The 17,281-nt window shown below is 68.0% G+C and carries 16 protein-coding genes; 4 read left to right on the forward strand and 12 right to left on the reverse strand.

Going from position 1 to position 17,281, the window contains the following annotated elements:
* The first annotated feature begins 14 nt into the window (after positions 1-14).
* Complete coding sequence (locus tag FQ142_RS04225; RefSeq protein ID WP_149422352.1) at positions 15-1,361, forward strand: LLM class flavin-dependent oxidoreductase; 1,347 nt, start codon at positions 15-17, stop codon at positions 1,359-1,361.
* A gap of 1,251 nt (positions 1,362-2,612) precedes the next feature.
* On the opposite strand, the gene FQ142_RS17410 is transcribed toward FQ142_RS04225, so the two are convergent.
* From FQ142_RS17410 to aztB, 6 genes are all read right to left on the reverse strand, one after another.
* Complete coding sequence (locus FQ142_RS17410; RefSeq protein WP_188042302.1) at positions 2,613-4,157, reverse strand: hypothetical protein; 1,545 nt, start codon at positions 4,155-4,157, stop codon at positions 2,613-2,615.
* Positions 4,085-4,396 carry a hypothetical protein gene (locus FQ142_RS04235; RefSeq protein ID WP_149422353.1) on the reverse strand — a complete coding sequence of 104 codons (312 nt, stop codon included), beginning with the start codon at positions 4,394-4,396 and terminating at the stop codon, positions 4,085-4,087. The genes FQ142_RS17410 and FQ142_RS04235 overlap by 73 nt, the downstream gene beginning before the upstream one ends.
* Before the next feature lie 125 nt (positions 4,397-4,521).
* Entirely contained in the window at positions 4,522-5,733 is a 1,212-nt protein-coding gene (gene aztD, locus FQ142_RS04240) for a zinc metallochaperone AztD (protein WP_149422354.1), read from the reverse strand.
* A gap of 29 nt (positions 5,734-5,762) precedes the next feature.
* Positions 5,763-6,683: a zinc ABC transporter substrate-binding protein AztC gene (gene aztC, locus FQ142_RS04245; RefSeq protein WP_149422355.1), complete on the reverse strand. Its 921-nt coding sequence runs from the start codon at positions 6,681-6,683 to the stop codon at positions 5,763-5,765.
* A gap of 1 nt (position 6,684) precedes the next feature.
* Positions 6,685-7,908, reverse strand: coding sequence for an ABC transporter (locus tag FQ142_RS04250; RefSeq protein WP_149422356.1), 1,224 nt, complete (start codon positions 7,906-7,908; stop codon positions 6,685-6,687).
* A gap of 82 nt (positions 7,909-7,990) precedes the next feature.
* Complete coding sequence (gene aztB / locus FQ142_RS04255; RefSeq protein ID WP_149422357.1) at positions 7,991-8,842, reverse strand: zinc ABC transporter permease AztB; 852 nt, start codon at positions 8,840-8,842, stop codon at positions 7,991-7,993.
* Positions 8,843-8,897: 55 nt separating this feature from the next.
* Between aztB and aztA the strand changes: the two genes are divergently transcribed.
* Positions 8,898-9,554, forward strand: coding sequence for a zinc ABC transporter ATP-binding protein AztA (gene aztA, locus FQ142_RS04260; protein ID WP_149422358.1), 657 nt, complete (start codon positions 8,898-8,900; stop codon positions 9,552-9,554).
* Between the two features lie 167 nt (positions 9,555-9,721).
* On the opposite strand, the gene FQ142_RS04265 is transcribed toward aztA, so the two are convergent.
* Complete coding sequence (locus FQ142_RS04265; RefSeq protein ID WP_149422359.1) at positions 9,722-10,012, reverse strand: hypothetical protein; 291 nt, start codon at positions 10,010-10,012, stop codon at positions 9,722-9,724.
* 155 nt (positions 10,013-10,167) lie between these two features.
* Here FQ142_RS04265 and FQ142_RS04270 point away from each other — a divergent pair, with 155 nt between their 5' ends.
* Together FQ142_RS04270 and FQ142_RS04275 are read left to right on the forward strand one after the other, a co-directional pair.
* Positions 10,168-10,824, forward strand: coding sequence for a TetR family transcriptional regulator (locus tag FQ142_RS04270; RefSeq protein ID WP_149422360.1), 657 nt, complete (start codon positions 10,168-10,170; stop codon positions 10,822-10,824).
* A gap of 154 nt (positions 10,825-10,978) precedes the next feature.
* Complete coding sequence (locus FQ142_RS04275) at positions 10,979-11,548, forward strand: hypothetical protein (RefSeq protein WP_149422361.1); 570 nt, start codon at positions 10,979-10,981, stop codon at positions 11,546-11,548.
* A gap of 12 nt (positions 11,549-11,560) precedes the next feature.
* On the opposite strand, the gene FQ142_RS04280 is transcribed toward FQ142_RS04275, so the two are convergent.
* From FQ142_RS04280 to FQ142_RS04300, 5 genes are all read right to left on the reverse strand, one after another.
* On the reverse strand, positions 11,561-12,571 hold the full coding sequence (locus FQ142_RS04280) for a LacI family DNA-binding transcriptional regulator (protein ID WP_149422362.1): 1,011 nt from the start codon (positions 12,569-12,571) through the stop codon (positions 11,561-11,563).
* A gap of 105 nt (positions 12,572-12,676) precedes the next feature.
* Positions 12,677-13,672 carry a Gfo/Idh/MocA family protein gene (locus tag FQ142_RS04285; RefSeq protein WP_188042303.1) on the reverse strand — a complete coding sequence of 332 codons (996 nt, stop codon included), beginning with the start codon at positions 13,670-13,672 and terminating at the stop codon, positions 12,677-12,679.
* Between the two features lie 25 nt (positions 13,673-13,697).
* Positions 13,698-14,531, reverse strand: coding sequence for an ATP-binding cassette domain-containing protein (locus FQ142_RS04290; protein ID WP_149422364.1), 834 nt, complete (start codon positions 14,529-14,531; stop codon positions 13,698-13,700).
* Positions 14,528-16,339 (reverse strand): dipeptide/oligopeptide/nickel ABC transporter permease/ATP-binding protein, encoded by a 1,812-nt coding sequence (locus FQ142_RS04295; RefSeq protein ID WP_262492048.1) that lies wholly within the window; start codon positions 16,337-16,339, stop codon positions 14,528-14,530. The genes FQ142_RS04290 and FQ142_RS04295 overlap by 4 nt, the downstream gene beginning before the upstream one ends.
* On the reverse strand, positions 16,336-17,277 hold the full coding sequence (locus FQ142_RS04300; protein ID WP_149422365.1) for an ABC transporter permease: 942 nt from the start codon (positions 17,275-17,277) through the stop codon (positions 16,336-16,338). The genes FQ142_RS04295 and FQ142_RS04300 overlap by 4 nt, the downstream gene beginning before the upstream one ends.
* Positions 17,278-17,281 lie beyond the last annotated feature (4 nt).

The raw sequence follows: 17,281 nt of genomic DNA on the forward strand, positions 1-17,281 counted from the left end.
AAGGAAACAACACCATGAGCGACACGGAGCGCGACGACAAGATGATCCTGGGTGCCCTGCTCTCGCCGACGAGCGCACACATCGCGGGCTGGCGCCACGACGGCGCGCTGACGAACGTCGACGTGACGTTCCCCGAACTCGTGAAGGTGGTCAAGAGCGCCGAGCAGGCGAAGCTCGACTTCGTCTTCATCGCCGATGAGCTGAGCATGCCGGCAGGCGAAGCCGAGACGCTGAGTCGCGATCCTCTCGTCTATCGCTTCGAGCCGCTCACGCTCGTCGCCGCTCTCGCCGTCGCATCGAAGAACATCGGGCTCGTGGTGACGCAGTCGACCACGTACAACGAGCCGTACCACATCGCTCGCAAGCTCGCGTCGATCGATCAGCTCAGCGGCGGCCGACTGGGCTGGAACCTCGTGACGTCCTACGTCCCCGAGGAGGCCAAGAACTTCAGCCGGTCCGAGCACCTCGCGAGCGTCGATCGATACGAGCGCGCCGAAGAATTCCTTCAGGTGGCGCAGGGGCTCTGGGACAGCTGGGACGACGATGCGTTCGATGGCGGTGACGAGACGGGCCGGTACTTCGATCCTCGCAAGATGCACCGCCTCGATCACGAAGGCACGCATTTCTCCGTGCGCGGACCGCTCAACGTCCGTCGACCCGTGCAAGGCGCCCCTGTCCAGGTGCAGGCGGGCTCCTCCGAAGCCGGTCGAGAGCTCGCAGCGAAGTACGCGGAGATCACCTTCACGGCGCAGAACTCTCTCGACGCGGCCCTCGCCTTCACGAACGACATCAAGACGCGTGCAGCCAGGCACGGCCGCTCCGCATCCAGCGTTCGCGTCATCGCCGGAGTCCAGCCCATCATCGGAGCCACGATGGAAGAGGCGCAGGCCAAGTACAGGGAGATGCAGTCCCTGATCCACCCGGAGGTCGGTCTCACCCGACTCTCCCAACTGCTGGACTACGACGTCACCCAGCTGCCTCTCGACGCACCGCTTCCCGACGATCTCCCCGAGACCGAGAACTACAAGAGCCGCCGCGCACTGATCATCGAGACCGGACGCCGGGAGAACCTGACCCTGCGGGAGCTGTATCAGAAGGTCGTCAGCTCCTACGGACACCGCGTCGTCATCGGCACACCGCAGTCGGTGGCCGACGAGCTCGCCGACTGGTTCATCGCCGGCGCGGTCGATGGATACATCCTGTCTCCGGCTTATCTGCCGGACGGTCTCCATGACTTCATCCGCACCGTCGTGCCGGAGCTGCGCTCTCGAGGTCTCCTGCGAGCAGAGTATGAGGGGGCGACCTTCCGCGAGAACCTCGGCCTGGCCCGTCCCGAGCGAGGCGCGTACGCGACTTCCTGACCATCGTTCTCGGCGGAGATGCGCGAACGCGGCGACGTTAACGTCAAACTCGCGGACGTCGTGGCTGAGATGTTGCTGCCGCTCAACGACGCACACAGCGGGTGCTGGGGTCTTGCAATCGTGGACAGAGACGTGGTCCACTTCCGACTCCGCTCCTCGGACGTCACCTCTCTCCGAGCGGCGACGGAAAATATTCTGGCAGTGCTCCGGGTGAATCAATGGGTCATGGAGACGCTGCCTCCCCGCGCCCGAAGTGAATCGACTGACCGCGGCCCCGGCGGTCTCTTTCGGCTGCGAATCGGAGAACATGAGGAGACAGTAATCCAGTCGAATCGGGTCGGGGAGGAAGAGGCCTGGGGGCAGGTGCACGTACTCTCCCGCCTCGGGCTGGTCTGGTACTCCGCGACCCGCGGTGCGGCCTCAGTGTTGTGGGTGCTGACTGCTTTACTTGCAGGGGGATCCCTGTTGGCCGCTTTTGTGCTCCAAGACCCCGCCGGGCAGCCATGGCTGGCAGCGTGGGGACATGCGACTCTCGATCGTATCTTTACCGGTGCATTGGGAGCAGCGCTGGTCGCCAGCGTCACGGGCGCGCAACTGTTGCAGGCGGCGCGTCGGCCAGGCGGCCAACGTGTGCTCATTCGGTGGCGGTAACCTGCACGCCCTGTTGCGCGCAGGAGTTCTCCCCCCTCGCCCGGAATGTCCCCGGAAGCCATGGTCGCTCCGCTGGATGCGACGGTGGAGAACATCCAGTCCGAACTGGACTACTACCTCTACGGCGGTCTCGCCGCAGCGCAGCAGGTCTTGCCCGACATGATCGGACGCGACTCGGGAGCCCTCCTCTTCACCACGGGCGGATCCTCGAAGAACCCGCTTGCCGGGCCGCCCGAGTTCGGCAACATCGCCACCGCCGCCCTGCGCGCCTATGCAATGAAACTGAACCAGGTCACCGCCGGCACCGGTGTGTACGCGGCGCACGTGCCGATCTCCACCTGGATCTCGACGGAAGCAAAAAGCAGAAGTAGCAGCGAGGGGATGCCGGGGGTGAAACCTCCAGGCATCCCCTCTCTCTGCGATCATCGGTGGATCAGCGGTGCGGTCGTGATCGTCGAGCGTTGTCAGCCCCTGTCGCCGGTATATAGACGAGTCGCGCGAGGTAGGTCGAGGCTGGTTTTCTCGGCACAGTCGGCAGCGAACCTGGCGACGGATCGCAGCTCATCCATCGACAACTCGAAATCTCCGCCCTCACCGGTTCTACGACGTGGTGTACACGAGGTTGTGCGTCGACTGCGACGACGCCCATCGACCGAGGGGTGCGAACCCGACATTCGGGGAGCACTTGCGACCACCGTCGGCTGCGACACCCGGATCACCAGTGCACACCGCTGGCGAGCCACCGGGGATCATCGAGACCACGCCGATGCCGTATGCACCGATCGTTCCGTCGGCGCGCTGACCGAGAGCAATGACGGGGCCACCGCTGTCGCCGTTCCCTGCCGCAGGAACACCCGCGGCCTGGTTGGTCCAGCGGGTCCAGTAGCAGGTCAGGAAACCGATGCAGCTGTAAGTATCTGCGCTGTCGGCCGCGTTGTTGCACACGAGCCCGGACCGAGAGCCGCTGTAGCAGATGCCGTTCCCGCCCACCGGCGCGACGTATCCGCGGATCGGCGCGACAGTGGCGTTGTCGGTGTGGTTGCCGACGAGCACCCACGTCGACAGTGACGCCGGCTCGATGAACAGCTCGAGGTCGGTGTCGCCCGGCGCCTGGAAGGTCGACTTGCCTGCGGAGTGCGAACCGCCACCGAAGTACCACGTCTGGTTCTGCACCGTCGCGCAGTGGTCAGCCGTGAGCATGTTGTATTGGCTGTCCTGACCGCGAAGCACCGGGAAGCCGGTCGTGCACGACGTCGAGTTGTTTGTCATGTAGTTTCCGGACATCACCGGCGCTGTCGAGCGCGCTCGCGTGGTGGAGATCGCCATCTCCTCGCGCTCGAAGTTCACGGGGATGCCCTCGAACGCTTCGGGTAGCGGGGCCGCGCGGAGCGTTCGGTCGCTCGCGGTCTCGATGCCGACCGTGATCGATGATCCATCCGGCGCCGGCTTACCGGACGCGAACGTCGCGCCAGCGGGAAGCGCGCCGGGGGTGGCCGCGAGCGTCTCGATCGCTAACTCTAGATCGGCGATCGGCCGAACAGACGGGACGATCTTCCACTGCTGCTCTGAAGGGAGCATCTGGTCGATCGATGCAGCTACCTCAGTTGAGTCGCCGTACACGTAAAACGTCAGGACGTCGGTGTCCTTGTCCCAGGTCACGGTGTTGATCGATCGCACATCATCGTCCATGACGATGTCCGTGACAGCGACTTGCGAATCGAGAGTCAGCTGGCCATCCGGCAGCGTGAGATCTGCGGCTGTGACCGCGACGCTGTCCTTCGGCAGTTGCTGGTCGATTCCGACGCTGCCGAGATGGCCGTCGGTGGGATCGTCGGAGACTCCCGACGGGTCCGCCGCGTTGGCGGGGACCGCCGACATTGCGACGAGACATGCAACTGCCATGGTTCCGAAGAGTGTTGTTCGAGTGCGTTTCACTGCGCTTCCCAACTTCCTGGCCCGCCCGTTTGGCGAGCAGTTGCATTCGAAGCTATCGAGAATCTGTGGCGCATCGCTGTCCCCCTTAAGGGGGACAATTCGCCCGAATACGAGCGAAAACCAGGTGGCGGTAAACCCTATCGTGCACTCGAGACGAACGCCAGGATCGTTCCCAGAACGGTGCCCAGGAGCAACGCGGCTGCCGTCCATCCGACGATCCGACGACGGTCTCGTTCACGCGTGGATGCGTAGACGCCAGCTCCGATGCCGCCGGCGACAGCCGCCGCCATCGTGATCCCGGCGATCAGCGCCTGGAGCCCGTAGTCCGGCACAGGTGGCGCCGGATCGACCAGCGGAATTGCGAATCGGTAGGTCATGACGAATGCGAGGACCGCGACCGAGACCACGGTCATCGCGGTGATCAAGAACCAGACTGTCGAGGTGCGCATCACTTCATCATGTCGACCTTGATGCGGGCTCGGCTACTCGCCGCGCATCCGGAAGCAGCAGCAGAAGAGGGGATGCCCGAGGCGACAGCCCCAGACATCCCCATCTTCATGCGACCCGCGGTAGATCAGCCTGCGGCCGGGGCGATCTCGTTCGGTGTCACGTCGAGCTCGGTGCTGGCGAGCACCTCGCCTGTGGTCAGGTCGACCGCGTGCACGCTGTTCGCCGCGGGCTCGGTGACGTACGCGATGTCTCCGGCGACGACGATGGCCGGGTGGGCGTCCTGCCACTCGGCGGGACCCTCCCATGCGTCGACGACGGGGAAGCTGTCGGTGATCTCGCCCGACGCCGGGTCGAGCACGTGGATCGCCCCGTCGGTGCTGAGGATGTAGGCGAGATCGTCCGGTCCGCGGACGATGTCACGGAAGGTGTACTCGACGCCCTCGGGCAGGTCGACGACCTCGAGCGTCTTGGCCTCGGTGTCGATCAGGGTCACCGCGCTGAGCAGGTAGCCCTCGGCGTCGATGTCGTTCTTGTAGTCGCCGACGATGAGGGGGCTGGTCTCGCTGACGTACGCATTGCCCATGCGTCCGTACGGCTGATCGGGGGCGTCGACCTTGGTGATCTCGCCGTCGTGGTAGATCAGCGCGCCGTTCTCGCAGCCGAAGACGACGGCCTCGTCCTTCGCGGTGCCCTCGCCGTGGACTCCGGGGCACTGGTCGGACGACGCGATCTCGGTGCCGTCGGCATCCTTCGCCACGATGCCGTTGCGACCGTCGGCGTTGCCGACGGTGGTCAGGAAGGTGCCGTCTTCGAGCACGACCGAGACGCCGTGGTGCGCCTCGACGCCGTCGACGGTCTCGACCTCGGGCAGTCCACCGGTGCTCGACAGGTCGGCGGTGTCGACGATGGTCGTGTCGCTCGTGCCGTCGGCGTAGAGCACGGTCTTGCCGGCGTGCCGCACGACGTGGCCGGGGGTGTCGGCCTCGAAGATCGTGTCGGTCAGTGCGGGGTCATCGGTGGATCCCGCTGCGGTGTCGAGCACCTGGAAGCCCTCGCTCATCGTGACCATGACGTGCCGGTCGTCGCCGGCGGCGTTGAGACGCGTGAACGGCTCGGAGTCGAAGTCCGCGAGGGTGTCGAGAGTCTCGCCGTCGAGCACGAGGATGCCGCCCTCGTAGGCGACCGCGACGCGGGGGCCCGACTGCACGTCGGATCCGCTGCCGTCGGGGGTGGATGCCGGTGTGGTCGAGCCGCCGGCGGCGCACGACGCCAGCGTGACGACGGCGCCGAGCGCCGCGACGCCGATCAGTGCGCGACGAAGGGGGGAGGTTCGCATGTGCATTCCTCTTTCTCTGTGGGGAGGTCTCAGCGGGTGAGACCGGTGGTGATGCGCTCGGTGTTGATGCGCATCATGGTCAGGTAGTCGGGGGCGCCCCCGTCGGGACCGGTGAGGGATTCGGTGAAGAGCTCGATGACCTCGACCTGCACGTCGGCCTCGCTCGCGAGCGCCTGCACCAGCCGATCGGGAGACGACGACTCCGCGAAGATCGCGGGCACGCCGGTCTCGTCGATCGCGTCGACGAGGTCGGCGAGATCGGATGCCGAGGGGGCGGCGAGCGTCGTGCCACCAGGGATCACTGCTCCGACGATCTCGAAGTCGAAGCGCTCGGCGAGGTAGCCGAAGACGTGGTGGTTGGTCACCAGCGCACGCCGCTCGTCGGGGATCGTCGCGAACGCCTCGGTCATCTCCGCATCCAGTGCCCTGAGCTGTGAGCGATAGTCGTCGACCGTCGCGTCGAGGTCCTCGGCATCGATGCCCTCGAGCTCTGCGAGCACGGGTTCGAGGGCGTCGACGACGTCGATCATGCGCGCGGGGTCGGTCCAGAAGTGCGAGTCCGGCATCCCCGCGGCATCACCCACGCTGTAGTCGAGCACCTGGATGGCGTCGCCGGCCACGAACGCGGGCACTCCGTCGGCCGCGTCGAGGTGCTGCTGCAGCCCCTCTTCGAGGCCGAGGCCGTTCGACACCAGCAGGTCGGCGCCCCGCAGGGTCGCGGCCTCCTGCGCCGAGATCTCGAACGAGTGCGGGTCGGCATCGGGCTTCATGAGTGTCACGACCTGCGCCTGGTCACCGACCAGTTCTCCGACGACGTCGCCGAGGATGTTCGTCGAGACCACGATGGTCGGGCGCGGGTCGACCGGAGTCGAGCAGGCGGCGAGTCCGGTCGCGACGAGGGCGGCGAGGGCGCTGAGCGCGGCGGTCGTGAAGAGGCGTGCGGGGCGCATGTCATCGTCCTGTCTCGGCGACGAACGCCGGTGCGGTGTCGGTGTCGAAGGTGCGGGCGATGCGCGCGGCATCCGCGTAGTCGATCTCGAACAGGCGGTGCTCGCTCGGCGCGCTCAGGTAGGCGCGGTGCTGATCGGCGATCAGCGCCGGAGCAGCGCCCGCGGCGAGGGACTCGGTGACGAGCGGTGCGGTCTCGGCGATCACCGCTCCGCTCTCGTCGTCGAGCACGAGCACACGTCCGTCCTGGGCGAGTGCGAGCAGAGTGCCGTCTTCGTCGTCGACCGCGGTCACACGCACGAGCGGAGCAGGGGAGGGGAGCAGCGTCCACGACCTCGCGCGCGTGTCGAGGAGCCAGATCCCCTCGGATCCCGCGAGGCCGGCGACGGTGGGGCGCCCTTCGCGGTTGTCGAAGGACTCGGCGGGAGGCGCGGTCGTCCCAGCCGGATACGGGATGCGCTCCACCTGCAGTCCGTCGCCGTCGACATGCGCGAGCAGCGCGCCGTCCCCGCATCCGATCACCGCGCCGACCCGTGTCGTGATCGTGCCGGCGGGGTCTGTGCAGGGCTCTTCGAGACCGGTCGGCTCACCCGCGGCCGTGTACCCGCGCACGCTTGTGCCGATGCCGGCGGATGCCTCGGTGACCAGGGCGAACGAGCCGACCGGCACGACGAGCCCCTCGTGCGGCTCGCGCTCGATGCGGAAGAGCTCGCTGATCTCGCCCTTCGACAGCGCCTGGGTGTCGAGCAGCACGGCGTCGCCGGAGTCGGCGAACGAGATTCCGGTGCCGCCGGTCGTCGACAGGTTGGTCGTCGCGACCGCGGCCGTGCCTTCGCCGGACACCGAGCCGAGCACGGCGGGGTCCGCGCGGTAGTAGTGGAAGTGATCGACGTGATCCCAGGTCCACACGCCGCTGTCGACGATCTCGACACCGTCGTTCGTCTGAGCGAACAGGTAGCGGCCATCGGTCGTCAGTGCGCTCGGCGCGGAGATCTCGCCGATGTCCGTGACGCTCTCATCGAGGAGGTCGAGGTGGGTCACGGCCCCGTCGGGATCGATCGAGGTCAACCCGAGCTGGGGTTCGGCCACCTCCTCCGCTCCGGCGACGGCGCCGTGGCCGCCATCGGACGATGCCGTCGCGGCCGGGTCGGCGGAGCCCGCGGTGCAGGCGGACAAGGAGACGGTGAGGGCGCCCGCGAGGGCGAAGAGGGCGAGGCGAGAGCGCACGAGGTCCCTTCCTGTCGGGTGTCGGTGTCGGGTGTGTGGGTGTCGGGGTGTGTGGGCGTCTGGGGACGGTCGTGACGGCGGCTCAGGCGCGTCGCGCGCGTGAGGAGAGGGAGTCGACGACTCTGTGCGCCGCCCATGAGAGGCACGCGAGCAGGATGGCGGATGCCGCGACGGAGGCGCCGGCCGCCGTCGCGGCATACCAGGATGCGAGCAGGCCGAGGAAGACGGCGGCGACGCCGAAGATCGCCGCCAGCGCCATGCGGGTCGGGATGCGGGTCGTCCAGTGTCCTGCGGCGACGGCCGGGGCGAGCAGCAGGCCGACGACGAGCATCGAGCCGACGGCCTGGTACGACGCGACGACGGCGAGGGTCACGAGTCCGACGAGCGCGGCCTGAGCGACCTGCGGCCGCAGCCCCAGCACCGCCGCGATCCGCGCGTCGAGCGACAGGGCCACGAACGAACGGTGGAGCGCGGCGGCGGCGATCAGTCCGACGGTCGCGGCGGCGGCGAGCAGCACGAGATCCGTCCCGCTGATCGCGAGGATGTCTCCGAACAGGATCGCCGTCGCATCCGTGGCGAAGCTGCCGGAGTGCGAGATGACGATGACGCCCAGGGCCAGCATCGAGACGAACAGCAGGCCGATGCTCGTGTCGTACGACAGGCGCGCTCGCCGCTGGAGGGCGCCGATGCCGAGGCTCATGGCGATGGCGCTCAGCGCCCCGCCGACGAGCACGGGCAGCGAGAGCACCGTGGCGAGAGCGACGCCGGGGAGCATGCCGTGTGCGAGCGCCTCACCGAGGAACGCCATCCCGCGGATGACCACCCAGGTGCCGACGACCGCGCAGAGGATCGCGACCAGTGCGCCGCCGAGCATCCCGCGCTGCAGGAAGTCGAGGGCGAAGGGGGCGAGTACGCCGGCCGGATGAATGGTCATGGTGAGTGAGCCTAGAGCTTTTTGAGAATGATTATCAAACTCATATGATGAGATCATGCCCGACCACGCCCTCCTTCACGATGCGACCGCGACCCTCGCCGACGTGCACGTGTCATTCGGCGAGCGAGCCGCCCTCGTGGGTGTCGATGCCCGTATCCGCGCCGGCGCGATCACCGTGATCACCGGGCCCAACGGTGCGGGCAAGTCGACTCTTCTCGAGGTGCTCGGAGGTACGCGGGCGATGACCTCGGGCGGTCGGGACGTGCGGGGCACGGTGGCGTTCGTGCCGCAGCGGGCCGCGATCCCCGCCGGCCTTCCCGTATCGGTGAGAGACGTCGTCAGCGTCGGGGCGTGGGGCCGACTCGGACTGTGGCGGCGCATGGACGCCGCCGCGCGCGAGCTCGTCGAGAGGTCGATGGATCGCCTCGACATCCGCTCGCTGGCCCGCGAGCCGTTCGCCGCGCTCTCCGGCGGGCAGCAGCAGAGGACGTTGCTCGCCCAGGGGCTCGCGCGGGATGCCGACCTTCTGCTGCTCGATGAGCCGACGACGGGCCTCGACGCGCCGAGCGCTCTGCGCATCCGCCTCGTGCTCCGCGAGGAATCCGCACGCGGCGTCGCCATCGTGTGCGTGTCGCACGACCCCGCCGTGATCGGCGACGCCGAGCACACGATCCGATTGGTCGACGGGCGCAGGACTGCTCAGAGCGGCTGACCGATGGCCGTGGCCGTCGCCACTCGAGGGGATGCGATCCGATCCGCCGGCTGGGGGATCGACGGATCGGATCGCGCCGGAGAGCTCTCGGGGGTCGTCTCCGGCGGGCGCGGCTCTGAAGGGGTCGATGCTGACCCACCTGGGGGTGTCTTCAGAGCCGGCCGGCTTCAGGGGTCGCGGCGCGGCGAGGTCGCGAGCCCGGCGATGATCTCGTCGGCACGACCCAGGAGGCGGGAGGCGAGCATCCTCATCTTCTCGGGGTCGAGGTTCTCGGCCCCGGGAAGTTCGTCAGGCGTGTCGCACGCGGCGAGCAGTTTCTCTGCGGCCTCCCGCAGCGTGCTCGCTCGTCGGAACCGCTCGCGAGGATTCGTCGTCGTCGTCGTCGTCGTCGTCGTCGTGGTGTTGGTCGTGGCGGGGGCGGCGTGAGTGATCCCGCTCGGCGCGGGGCGGAGTGTCATGGCCCCTCCCGCTCAGGTCGAGCGTGCCTCTCTCGATTCACGTGTCCCTCCAGTTCAGCAGACGTTCGTCTGCTGAAATGAATCTACCCGTGATGACCGCTCCCACAAACTCGAGCCTGCGGAAGGTCGCCCGATTCAGCGGGTAGCGTGCATAGGTGGGTTCCAGATCTGATCAGAAGGCGGCGACCAGGGAGAGCATCCTTCTCGCCGCTGCTCAGCAGTTCGCCGAGCATGGGTACGCGGCGACATCGATCTCGGGCATCGCCACCCAGATGGGCAAGCCGAAGTCCGCTCTGAGCTACAGCCAGTTCCGTTCCAAGCTGGACATCGCCAACACGATCGTGGAGCGTCAGCTCGAGGTGTGGAAGGTGCTCATCGAGCGTGTCGAGCGTGTCGAGCATGCGGAGCCGGGCCTGCCGCGTCTTCTCACCCTCCTCGTCAGTGCCGCGGCGGACGCGCGGACGAGCCCGTTCGGCCCCGCAGCCATTCGACTCGTCCTCGAAAGTCACGAGCACCACCTCTTCGAGCTGCCCTACACCGGACAGAGCTGGTTCGAGTACGCGTACGCGCAGGTCGGTGAAGCCGTCGCTCTCGGACAGCTTCCTCCCGCGACGGATCCGCGCGAGGTCGGCTACCTGATCCTGAGCGCGAGCTTCGGAGTCTACGAAGCGAACAAGAACGGATTCCGCCTCGTAGACCCCGACCGCGCCCTTCGGATGCTCTGGACCGGATTGCTGAGAGAGGCCGGCGTCGCCGACCCGGCGGCCATCGTCGACGTCGTGCACGTGGTCGCGCTCGATGTGGAGTACTGACAGACGATCGCCCGCTCGTCAGCCTCGGATGCGCGTGTGGTTCTCGAGATGAGCGAGGCTCGTTCTAGGGTTGACCCGTTCTCCTCCGGACGAGCACCCGTCGGGCTCCGGACCGATCGGATGCCATGAACACCTCCCACGATTCGAGGATTCGATGACCACGCAGCCGCCTCCGCCTCCGCAGCCGCCGCAGTATCCGTCGCCTCCGCCGGCCCCGTACGCGGTGTTCTCGGGCATGCTCGGCGACAACGCCTCCGGCGGCTGGCTGCTCGCGCGGGCGGAGGTCAGCAACGGCCTCATCACCCTCTGGGTCGAGCTGCCGAGCGGCTGGACCCAGTACTTCAGCGTCAGGGCCGACGAGGTCACGGTGAAGTCGGCGGCGCAGCGCATCACGCTGGTCGTCCGCGGACAGAGCTATCCGCTGCTCGCCGACGCCCGCGCCGTGGGCAGAGCCATCGGGCTCGGCGTCGTCGGCGGCGTCGCCGACGTCGTCGGCAAGCCGGGTCTCGAGATTGGAGCCGACCTCGGTCGCGGCGCCAACGTCGCCGGTGCTGCGCGCGCCTTCCAGCAGGGGGGAGGGCCCGAATTCCTCGTTGCGGCGCGGCAGTCGGGTGCGCGAACCTCGAGACTCGGCTACGGCCCCTTGCTCGCGATCGGCTGCGGGGGAGGACTGCTCGTCGTCGTCGTGGTCACCGTGATCACTCTGGTGGCGATCAACTTCTGAGGTCCTGACGCGTCAGGACGGTGCGGCTCCCGTGGACTCCCGGATGACGAGGGTCGTCTCGAGGGGAGCGTCCGTGCGCTCGTCCTCCGCACCGGCGAGTATCTCGAGCAGACGCTCGACGGCGCGAGCGCCTGCCGCGGTGAGCTGCGCGCGAACGGTGGTCAGAGGGGGTGTGATGAGTTCGCTGCCGAAGATGTCGTCGAAGCCCGAGACGCTGAGGTCACGGGGAACCACGAGTCCCTGCTCGGCCGCGGCCTGCATCAGCCCGATGGCGATCAGATCGTTGAACCCGATGACCGCGGTCGCCCGCGAGGCGATCACCCGTCGGAGCGCATCGCGGCCCCCCTCGATGGTCGGCGCGTTGTGCCCCACCTCGGTCAGTGCCATGCCTCTGTGCTCGGCCCCCTCGAGAAGGCGTTCGAAGCGTCGTGCGGAGATCCACGACGTCGACGGCCCCGCGACGTAGACGAGCGCCCGATGGCCGAGTCCGTCGAGATGCGTGAGAAGCGCGTCGACGCCGCTGTCGATGTCGGGCAGCACACCGCTGACGCCGTCGACGGCCCGGTTGATGAGCACGGCGGGCTTCTTGGCCGCGAGAGCCGTGATGCGTTCGTTCGACAGACGCGTCGTGGCGAGCACCACCCCGTCGACGCTGGGCAGCAGACGCTCGATGGTCTCGGCCTCGGCCTCGTCGGACTCCTGCGACTCGGCGATCACCAGCGTGTACCCCGCCTCGGCGGCTGTCTTCTCCGCACCTCTGACGATGCCGAAGATCACCGGGTTCGTGATGTCGGCCACGACCAGAGCGAGCGTCTGACGCCGCCCCGTCGGCAGCGCGCGCGCCATGGGGTTGAAGCGGAAGTCGAGCTGGTCCGCTGCCGCCCGGATGCGCGCCTCCGTCTTCGCGCTGACCCTGCCCGGCTTCGACAGTGCTCGGGAGACGGTCGAAGGGTTCACTCCCGCCAGCTCGGCGATGTCGTAGATCGTGGGCGCCTTCGTGCTTCGAGACGGAGTCTCAGACATGCGCAGCCATCCGCTCCGCGCGCGCGAGCGTCGCCGACGGGGTGAGGGATGGAGATGGGGACATGAGACGATCTTCGCGCGAAGCGAGGGGAGAGTCCAACACGGTCATCGGGACCCCTGCCCGGCGGCGCGGAAGATCTGCGTTCTCGCCTCCGCGAGCACGGCGAGCACCGAGAGCGTGGCGTCGGCATCATGCTCCGGATGCTGCAGCTGACCGCTCCGCACAGCCTCGTGCACGGAACGGATCATCGGGGTGTAGCCGTGACCCTCGAGAGGCAGGGCGAGCTCTTCCGGACGTTCGAAGAGCGCGGGGACGTCGCCGGAGTGGATCCGTGCTCTGTGGCCCGCCCAGAACATGCCCTCGATACTCGCCCACCCCCGCGACCCGCTGACGGCAGCCGTCGGATCGACGAAAGCGAGCGCGGATACCGCGGCCTGCGAGAGTCCCGATTCATGGCGCAGGGTCAGAGCCGCCGAGACATCCACGCCGTCACGCACCTGGCCGGTCGCCTCGACCCCTGTGACCGGTCCGAGCGCCCAGGTCGCCAGAGTCGTCGTGTAGATCGCCTGGTTCAGGATCACGCTCCCGCCGAGTTCCGCGCTCCAGCGGCTGCCGCCGGGCGGGAAGGGCGCACCGAACCCGCCGCGCACGTGGCTCAGTTCTCCGAAGTCCCCGGACAGAGCGCGCCGCATCACCTCCCGGTGCAGCGGATTGAACTTCATCCACATGCCCTCCATCGCGAACCTGCCGTGGGCGGTGGCGCAGTCGAACACCTCGGCGGCCTCTGCATCCGACATCGCCATCGGCTTCTCGACCAGCACGTGCTTTCCCGCCGACAGCAGCTGCACGGCGAGCGCCGCATGCGTCGCGGCGGGGGTGGCGATGTAGGCGATGTCGACATCGTCCGCGGCGAGCACAGCTGCGAGATCCGTCGTCACGACTGTCTCGTGCCTCCGCGCGAAGCCCGCCAGGCGTTCGGGATCTCGTCCCCAGGCGCGGGTGATCGTCCCCTCGGCCGCACGGATGTCGGAGGCGAACGAGTCGGAGATCTTTCCCGTGCCGATCACCGCCCAGCGCAGCCCCTCGGCGGCAGCGGTCACCGTGCGCCACCTCGCGTGCGAGCCGTCACGCCGTGCGTTCCGCATCCATCAGCGCCCGGCGGGCGAGGCGTCGCTCCTGCTGGCGCCGAGGATCGGCGACGGGTGCCGCGAGGAGGAGCTTGCGTGTGTACGGATCATCGGGTTCCGAGGTCACCTTGGCCGCAGGGCCCGTCTCGACCATGTCGCCGCGGTAGAGCACCGCCACTCGGTGGCTGATGTGCCGCACGACGGTGAGGTCGTGGGAGACGAACAGATACGCCACACCCGTCGCCCGCTGGATCTCGACGAAGAGGTCGAGCACGCGGGCCTGCGTCGAGAGGTCGAGGGCCGACACGGGCTCATCGCACACGATGAGGCGGGGGCGGGGCGCGAGCGCCCGCGCGATGGCCACCCGCTGCCGCTGTCCGCCGGAGAACTCTCGCGGCAGCCTCTCGATCGCGTCGGACGGCAGACCGACCTGGTCGAGGAGCGTGCGGACCTGGGCGCGCGCGTCGCGTCCCGTCGCTCCCTGCACGATCAGGGGCTCGGCGAGGATGTCGCCGATGGTCATGGCCGGGTTGAGCGACGTGTACGGATCCTGGAAGACGACCTGGATGTCCTTCGAAAGCTTCCGCCTCGCGGCGCCCGACACGGTGGTGATGTCCTCGCCGGCGAAGCGGATGGACCCGCCGGATGCGCGGACGAGGCCCAGCACGGCGCGGCCGATGGTCGTCTTGCCGGAGCCGGACTCTCCGACGAGTCCGAGGGTCTCGCCGGCGGCCACGTCGAGGGAGACGCCGTGCAGGACCTCGACCGGAGCCGCGCGGAACCCCCGGGCGGGGAAGGCGACGCGCAGATCGCGCACTTCGAGCAGGCTCATTTCGCGTCTCCTTCGACAGCGGCGGGCGGGGCATCGGCACGGACCGATTCCTCTTCGAGGATGGAGCCGAGCAGCATCTGCGTGTACGGATGCTGAGGGTGATCGAAGATCTCGAGGGTCGTCCCCGCCTCCACGATGGATCCGTTCTGCATGACGGCGATGCGGTCGCAGACATCGGCGACGACGCCGAAGTTGTGCGTGACCAGGAGGACGGCCATGTCGAGCTCGGCCTGGAGGTCGCGCAGGAGGTCGAGGATCTCCGCCTGGACCGTCACGTCCAGGGCCGTGGTCGGCTCGTCGGCGATGAGCAGCTTCGGTCGGCTCGCGACGGCGCCGGCGATGAGCGCGCGCTGCGCCATGCCGCCGGAGATCTCGTGGGGGTAGGAGTCGAAGGTCCTCTGCGGATCCGCGATGCCCACGCGGGCGAGGAGCGAGAGGACCAGATCCTTCGCCTCCGCCTTCGACATGCTGCTGGACGATCGGACGCCCTCGACCAGCTGCACGCCGACGCGGTAGCTGGGGTCGAGATTCGACATCGGCTCCTGGGGGATGTACGCGATCTCGCGTCCGCGGAGGGTGCGCATGCGCGCCTCGGGGAGTCCCACGAGCTCACGGCCGTCGAACACGATGGAGCCGCTGGTGATGATCGCCTCGTTCGGCAGCACTCCGAGAGTGGCGAACGCGGTCTGCGACTTGCCGGATCCGGACTCGCCGACCAGCCCGACGACTTCCCCGCGATTGATCTTGAGGTCGACGCCGCGCACGACTTCGGCGATCCCGCCGGAGGCCTGCGGGTAGGCGATGGCGAGGTTCCTGATCTCCACGAGGTTACGGGCGTCGACCACCTCGTCCTCGTCGGCGGATCGCTCGGCGCTCGGTGCCGCGCCGATGCGCGCGGCCTTGGGCTTGGCCCCCTCGAAGGCGTCGCGCAGCGAATTGCCCAGCAGTACCAGCGATGCGGTGATGACACCCAGCAGGAGGCTCGGCCAGAGGAACTGGGTGGGGGCGATGTAGAGGTTGCGGAAGCCGGAGGCGATCATCGCCCCGAAGCTCGGGATCTCGATCGAGCCGACTCCGAGGAAGGCGAGACCGGACTGGACGCCGATGCTCGTTCCCGCGAGGAAGGCGGCGGCGATGATGATCGGTCCCCGCACCACGAAGAGCACATGTCGGCCGAGGATGCGCAGGTTTCCCAGACCTGACACCCGTGCGGCATCGACGTAGAGCTCGTTCTTGACCCCGAGCACGAGGTTGCGGACGATCCGGTAGATGCCTGGCGCCAGCAGGACGCCGAAGATGAGTATGGTCGGTCGGTAGTCGCCGCGGGTGACGGGCATCAGGATGATCAGCAGCAGGACGCCGGGGAAGGTCATGATCAGGCTGAAGACCCACTCGGTGGCCGACTGCGTGATCCGCCCGAAGTAGCCGCCGACGAGACCGCCCAGAACGCCGACGACGAGCGCCACGCTCGTTCCCAGCAGTGCGGCTATCACCGCGGTGTTGATGGAGTGCAGCAGCCTGGCGAAGATGTCACGCCCCGACTCGTCGGCCCCGAGCAGGAATCCGGGAGTGCCCACGGGGGCATTGATGGCGTTCAGGTCCGTCTGGTTCGGACCATGAGAGGTGAGGAAGGGCGTGAGCAGGCCGAGGAGCACGATGATGACCAGAAGGCTGATCGTGATGACGGCCTGCGGGTCGCGCAGCAGCTTCTTCCACACCGGGGTCCGCGACGACCGTGTCGCGGTGGCGATGGCTTCGGTGCCGGGAACGCGCACCGTCCGCGTGGTGGGATCGTTGGGGAGCGTCACTGGACTCTCGCTTTCGGGTTCAACCAGCCATTGGCGAGGTCGGTGATGAGGTTGACGACGAAGACCAGGAGCACGCCGAAGGCGGTGATGGCCATGATGACCGGGATGTCACCCTGGAGCGAGGCGTTGAACGCGAAGCTGCCGTAGCCCGGCAGGGCGAACACGTTCTCGATGATGAGCGAGGACCCGAACATCGAGATGAACTCGAGGGACAGCACGGTCAGTGCGGGACTGCCGGCGTTTCGCAGCGCATGCCGGATGACGATCGACGACGTCGACACTCCGCGGGTGCGCAGGGTGCGCACGTAGTCGCGACGGAGCTCGTCGATCATGCGTCCTCGCACCTGGGCCGCGAGGTTCGCGACGCCGCCGACCACGAGGACGATCACCGGGATGGTGATGCTGCGCACCCACGCCAGAGGATCGTCCGTGAGCGGGGTGAAGCCGGTCGCCGGCAGCCACTTCAGCTGCACGGAGAAGATGACGACGAGGCCGATCGCGAGAAGGAGCCCCGGCACGATGTATCCGACGAGCGAGATCACCTGCGCCGTGCGGTCGGCGGCTCCTCCGCGCGATGCCGCCCACACGCCGAGCAGCGTCGAGAGGACTGCAGTGATGAGAAGGGCCGGCACGATGAGGGAGAGCGTCACCAGCAGGCGCTGGATGACCGACGGTGCGACCGGCAGCGACGTGTACACCGAGACCCCGAAGTCGCCCTGCACCGCGTGGAGGAGCCACTCGAAGTACTGCACGACGAGAGGGCGGTCCCAGCCTCGGGCGTTCATGAGGTCGGCGACCGACTGCGGCGTCGCAGAGGGGCCGAGGATCGTGTACGCCGCCGCTTCGAACGAGCTCCCGAGCAGCAGGAACGTGATGAAGGTCACGAGCAGCGCGAGGACGAGACCCGTGAGGAGCCTGCGCAAGATGTAGAGGGTCATGATC

It is taken from the genome of Microbacterium sp. ANT_H45B, from assembly GCF_008369345.1.
Lineage (GTDB): Bacteria > Actinomycetota > Actinomycetes > Actinomycetales > Microbacteriaceae > Microbacterium.

Excerpts from the sequence above, each read along its gene's own strand:
- FQ142_RS04225 (WP_149422352.1), top strand. The coding sequence starts at position 15 with ATGAGCGACACGGAGCGCGACGACAAGATGATCCTGGGTGCCCTGCTC.
- FQ142_RS17410 (WP_188042302.1), bottom strand. The coding sequence starts at position 4,157 with ATGGACGGCAGCCGCGTTGCTCCTGGGCACCGTTCTGGGAACGATCCT.
- FQ142_RS04235 (WP_149422353.1), bottom strand. The coding sequence starts at position 4,396 with ATGCGCACCTCGACAGTCTGGTTCTTGATCACCGCGATGACCGTGGTC.
- aztD (WP_149422354.1), bottom strand. The coding sequence starts at position 5,733 with ATGCGAACCTCCCCCCTTCGTCGCGCACTGATCGGCGTCGCGGCGCTC.
- aztC (WP_149422355.1), bottom strand. The coding sequence starts at position 6,683 with ATGCGCCCCGCACGCCTCTTCACGACCGCCGCGCTCAGCGCCCTCGCC.
- aztB (WP_149422357.1), bottom strand. The coding sequence starts at position 8,842 with ATGACCATTCATCCGGCCGGCGTACTCGCCCCCTTCGCCCTCGACTTC.
- aztA (WP_149422358.1), top strand. The coding sequence starts at position 8,898 with ATGCCCGACCACGCCCTCCTTCACGATGCGACCGCGACCCTCGCCGAC.
- FQ142_RS04265 (WP_149422359.1), bottom strand. The coding sequence starts at position 10,012 with ATGACACTCCGCCCCGCGCCGAGCGGGATCACTCACGCCGCCCCCGCC.
- FQ142_RS04275 (WP_149422361.1), top strand. The coding sequence starts at position 10,979 with ATGACCACGCAGCCGCCTCCGCCTCCGCAGCCGCCGCAGTATCCGTCG.
- FQ142_RS04280 (WP_149422362.1), bottom strand. The coding sequence starts at position 12,571 with ATGTCTGAGACTCCGTCTCGAAGCACGAAGGCGCCCACGATCTACGAC.
- FQ142_RS04290 (WP_149422364.1), bottom strand. The coding sequence starts at position 14,531 with ATGAGCCTGCTCGAAGTGCGCGATCTGCGCGTCGCCTTCCCCGCCCGG.
- FQ142_RS04300 (WP_149422365.1), bottom strand. The coding sequence starts at position 17,277 with ATGACCCTCTACATCTTGCGCAGGCTCCTCACGGGTCTCGTCCTCGCG.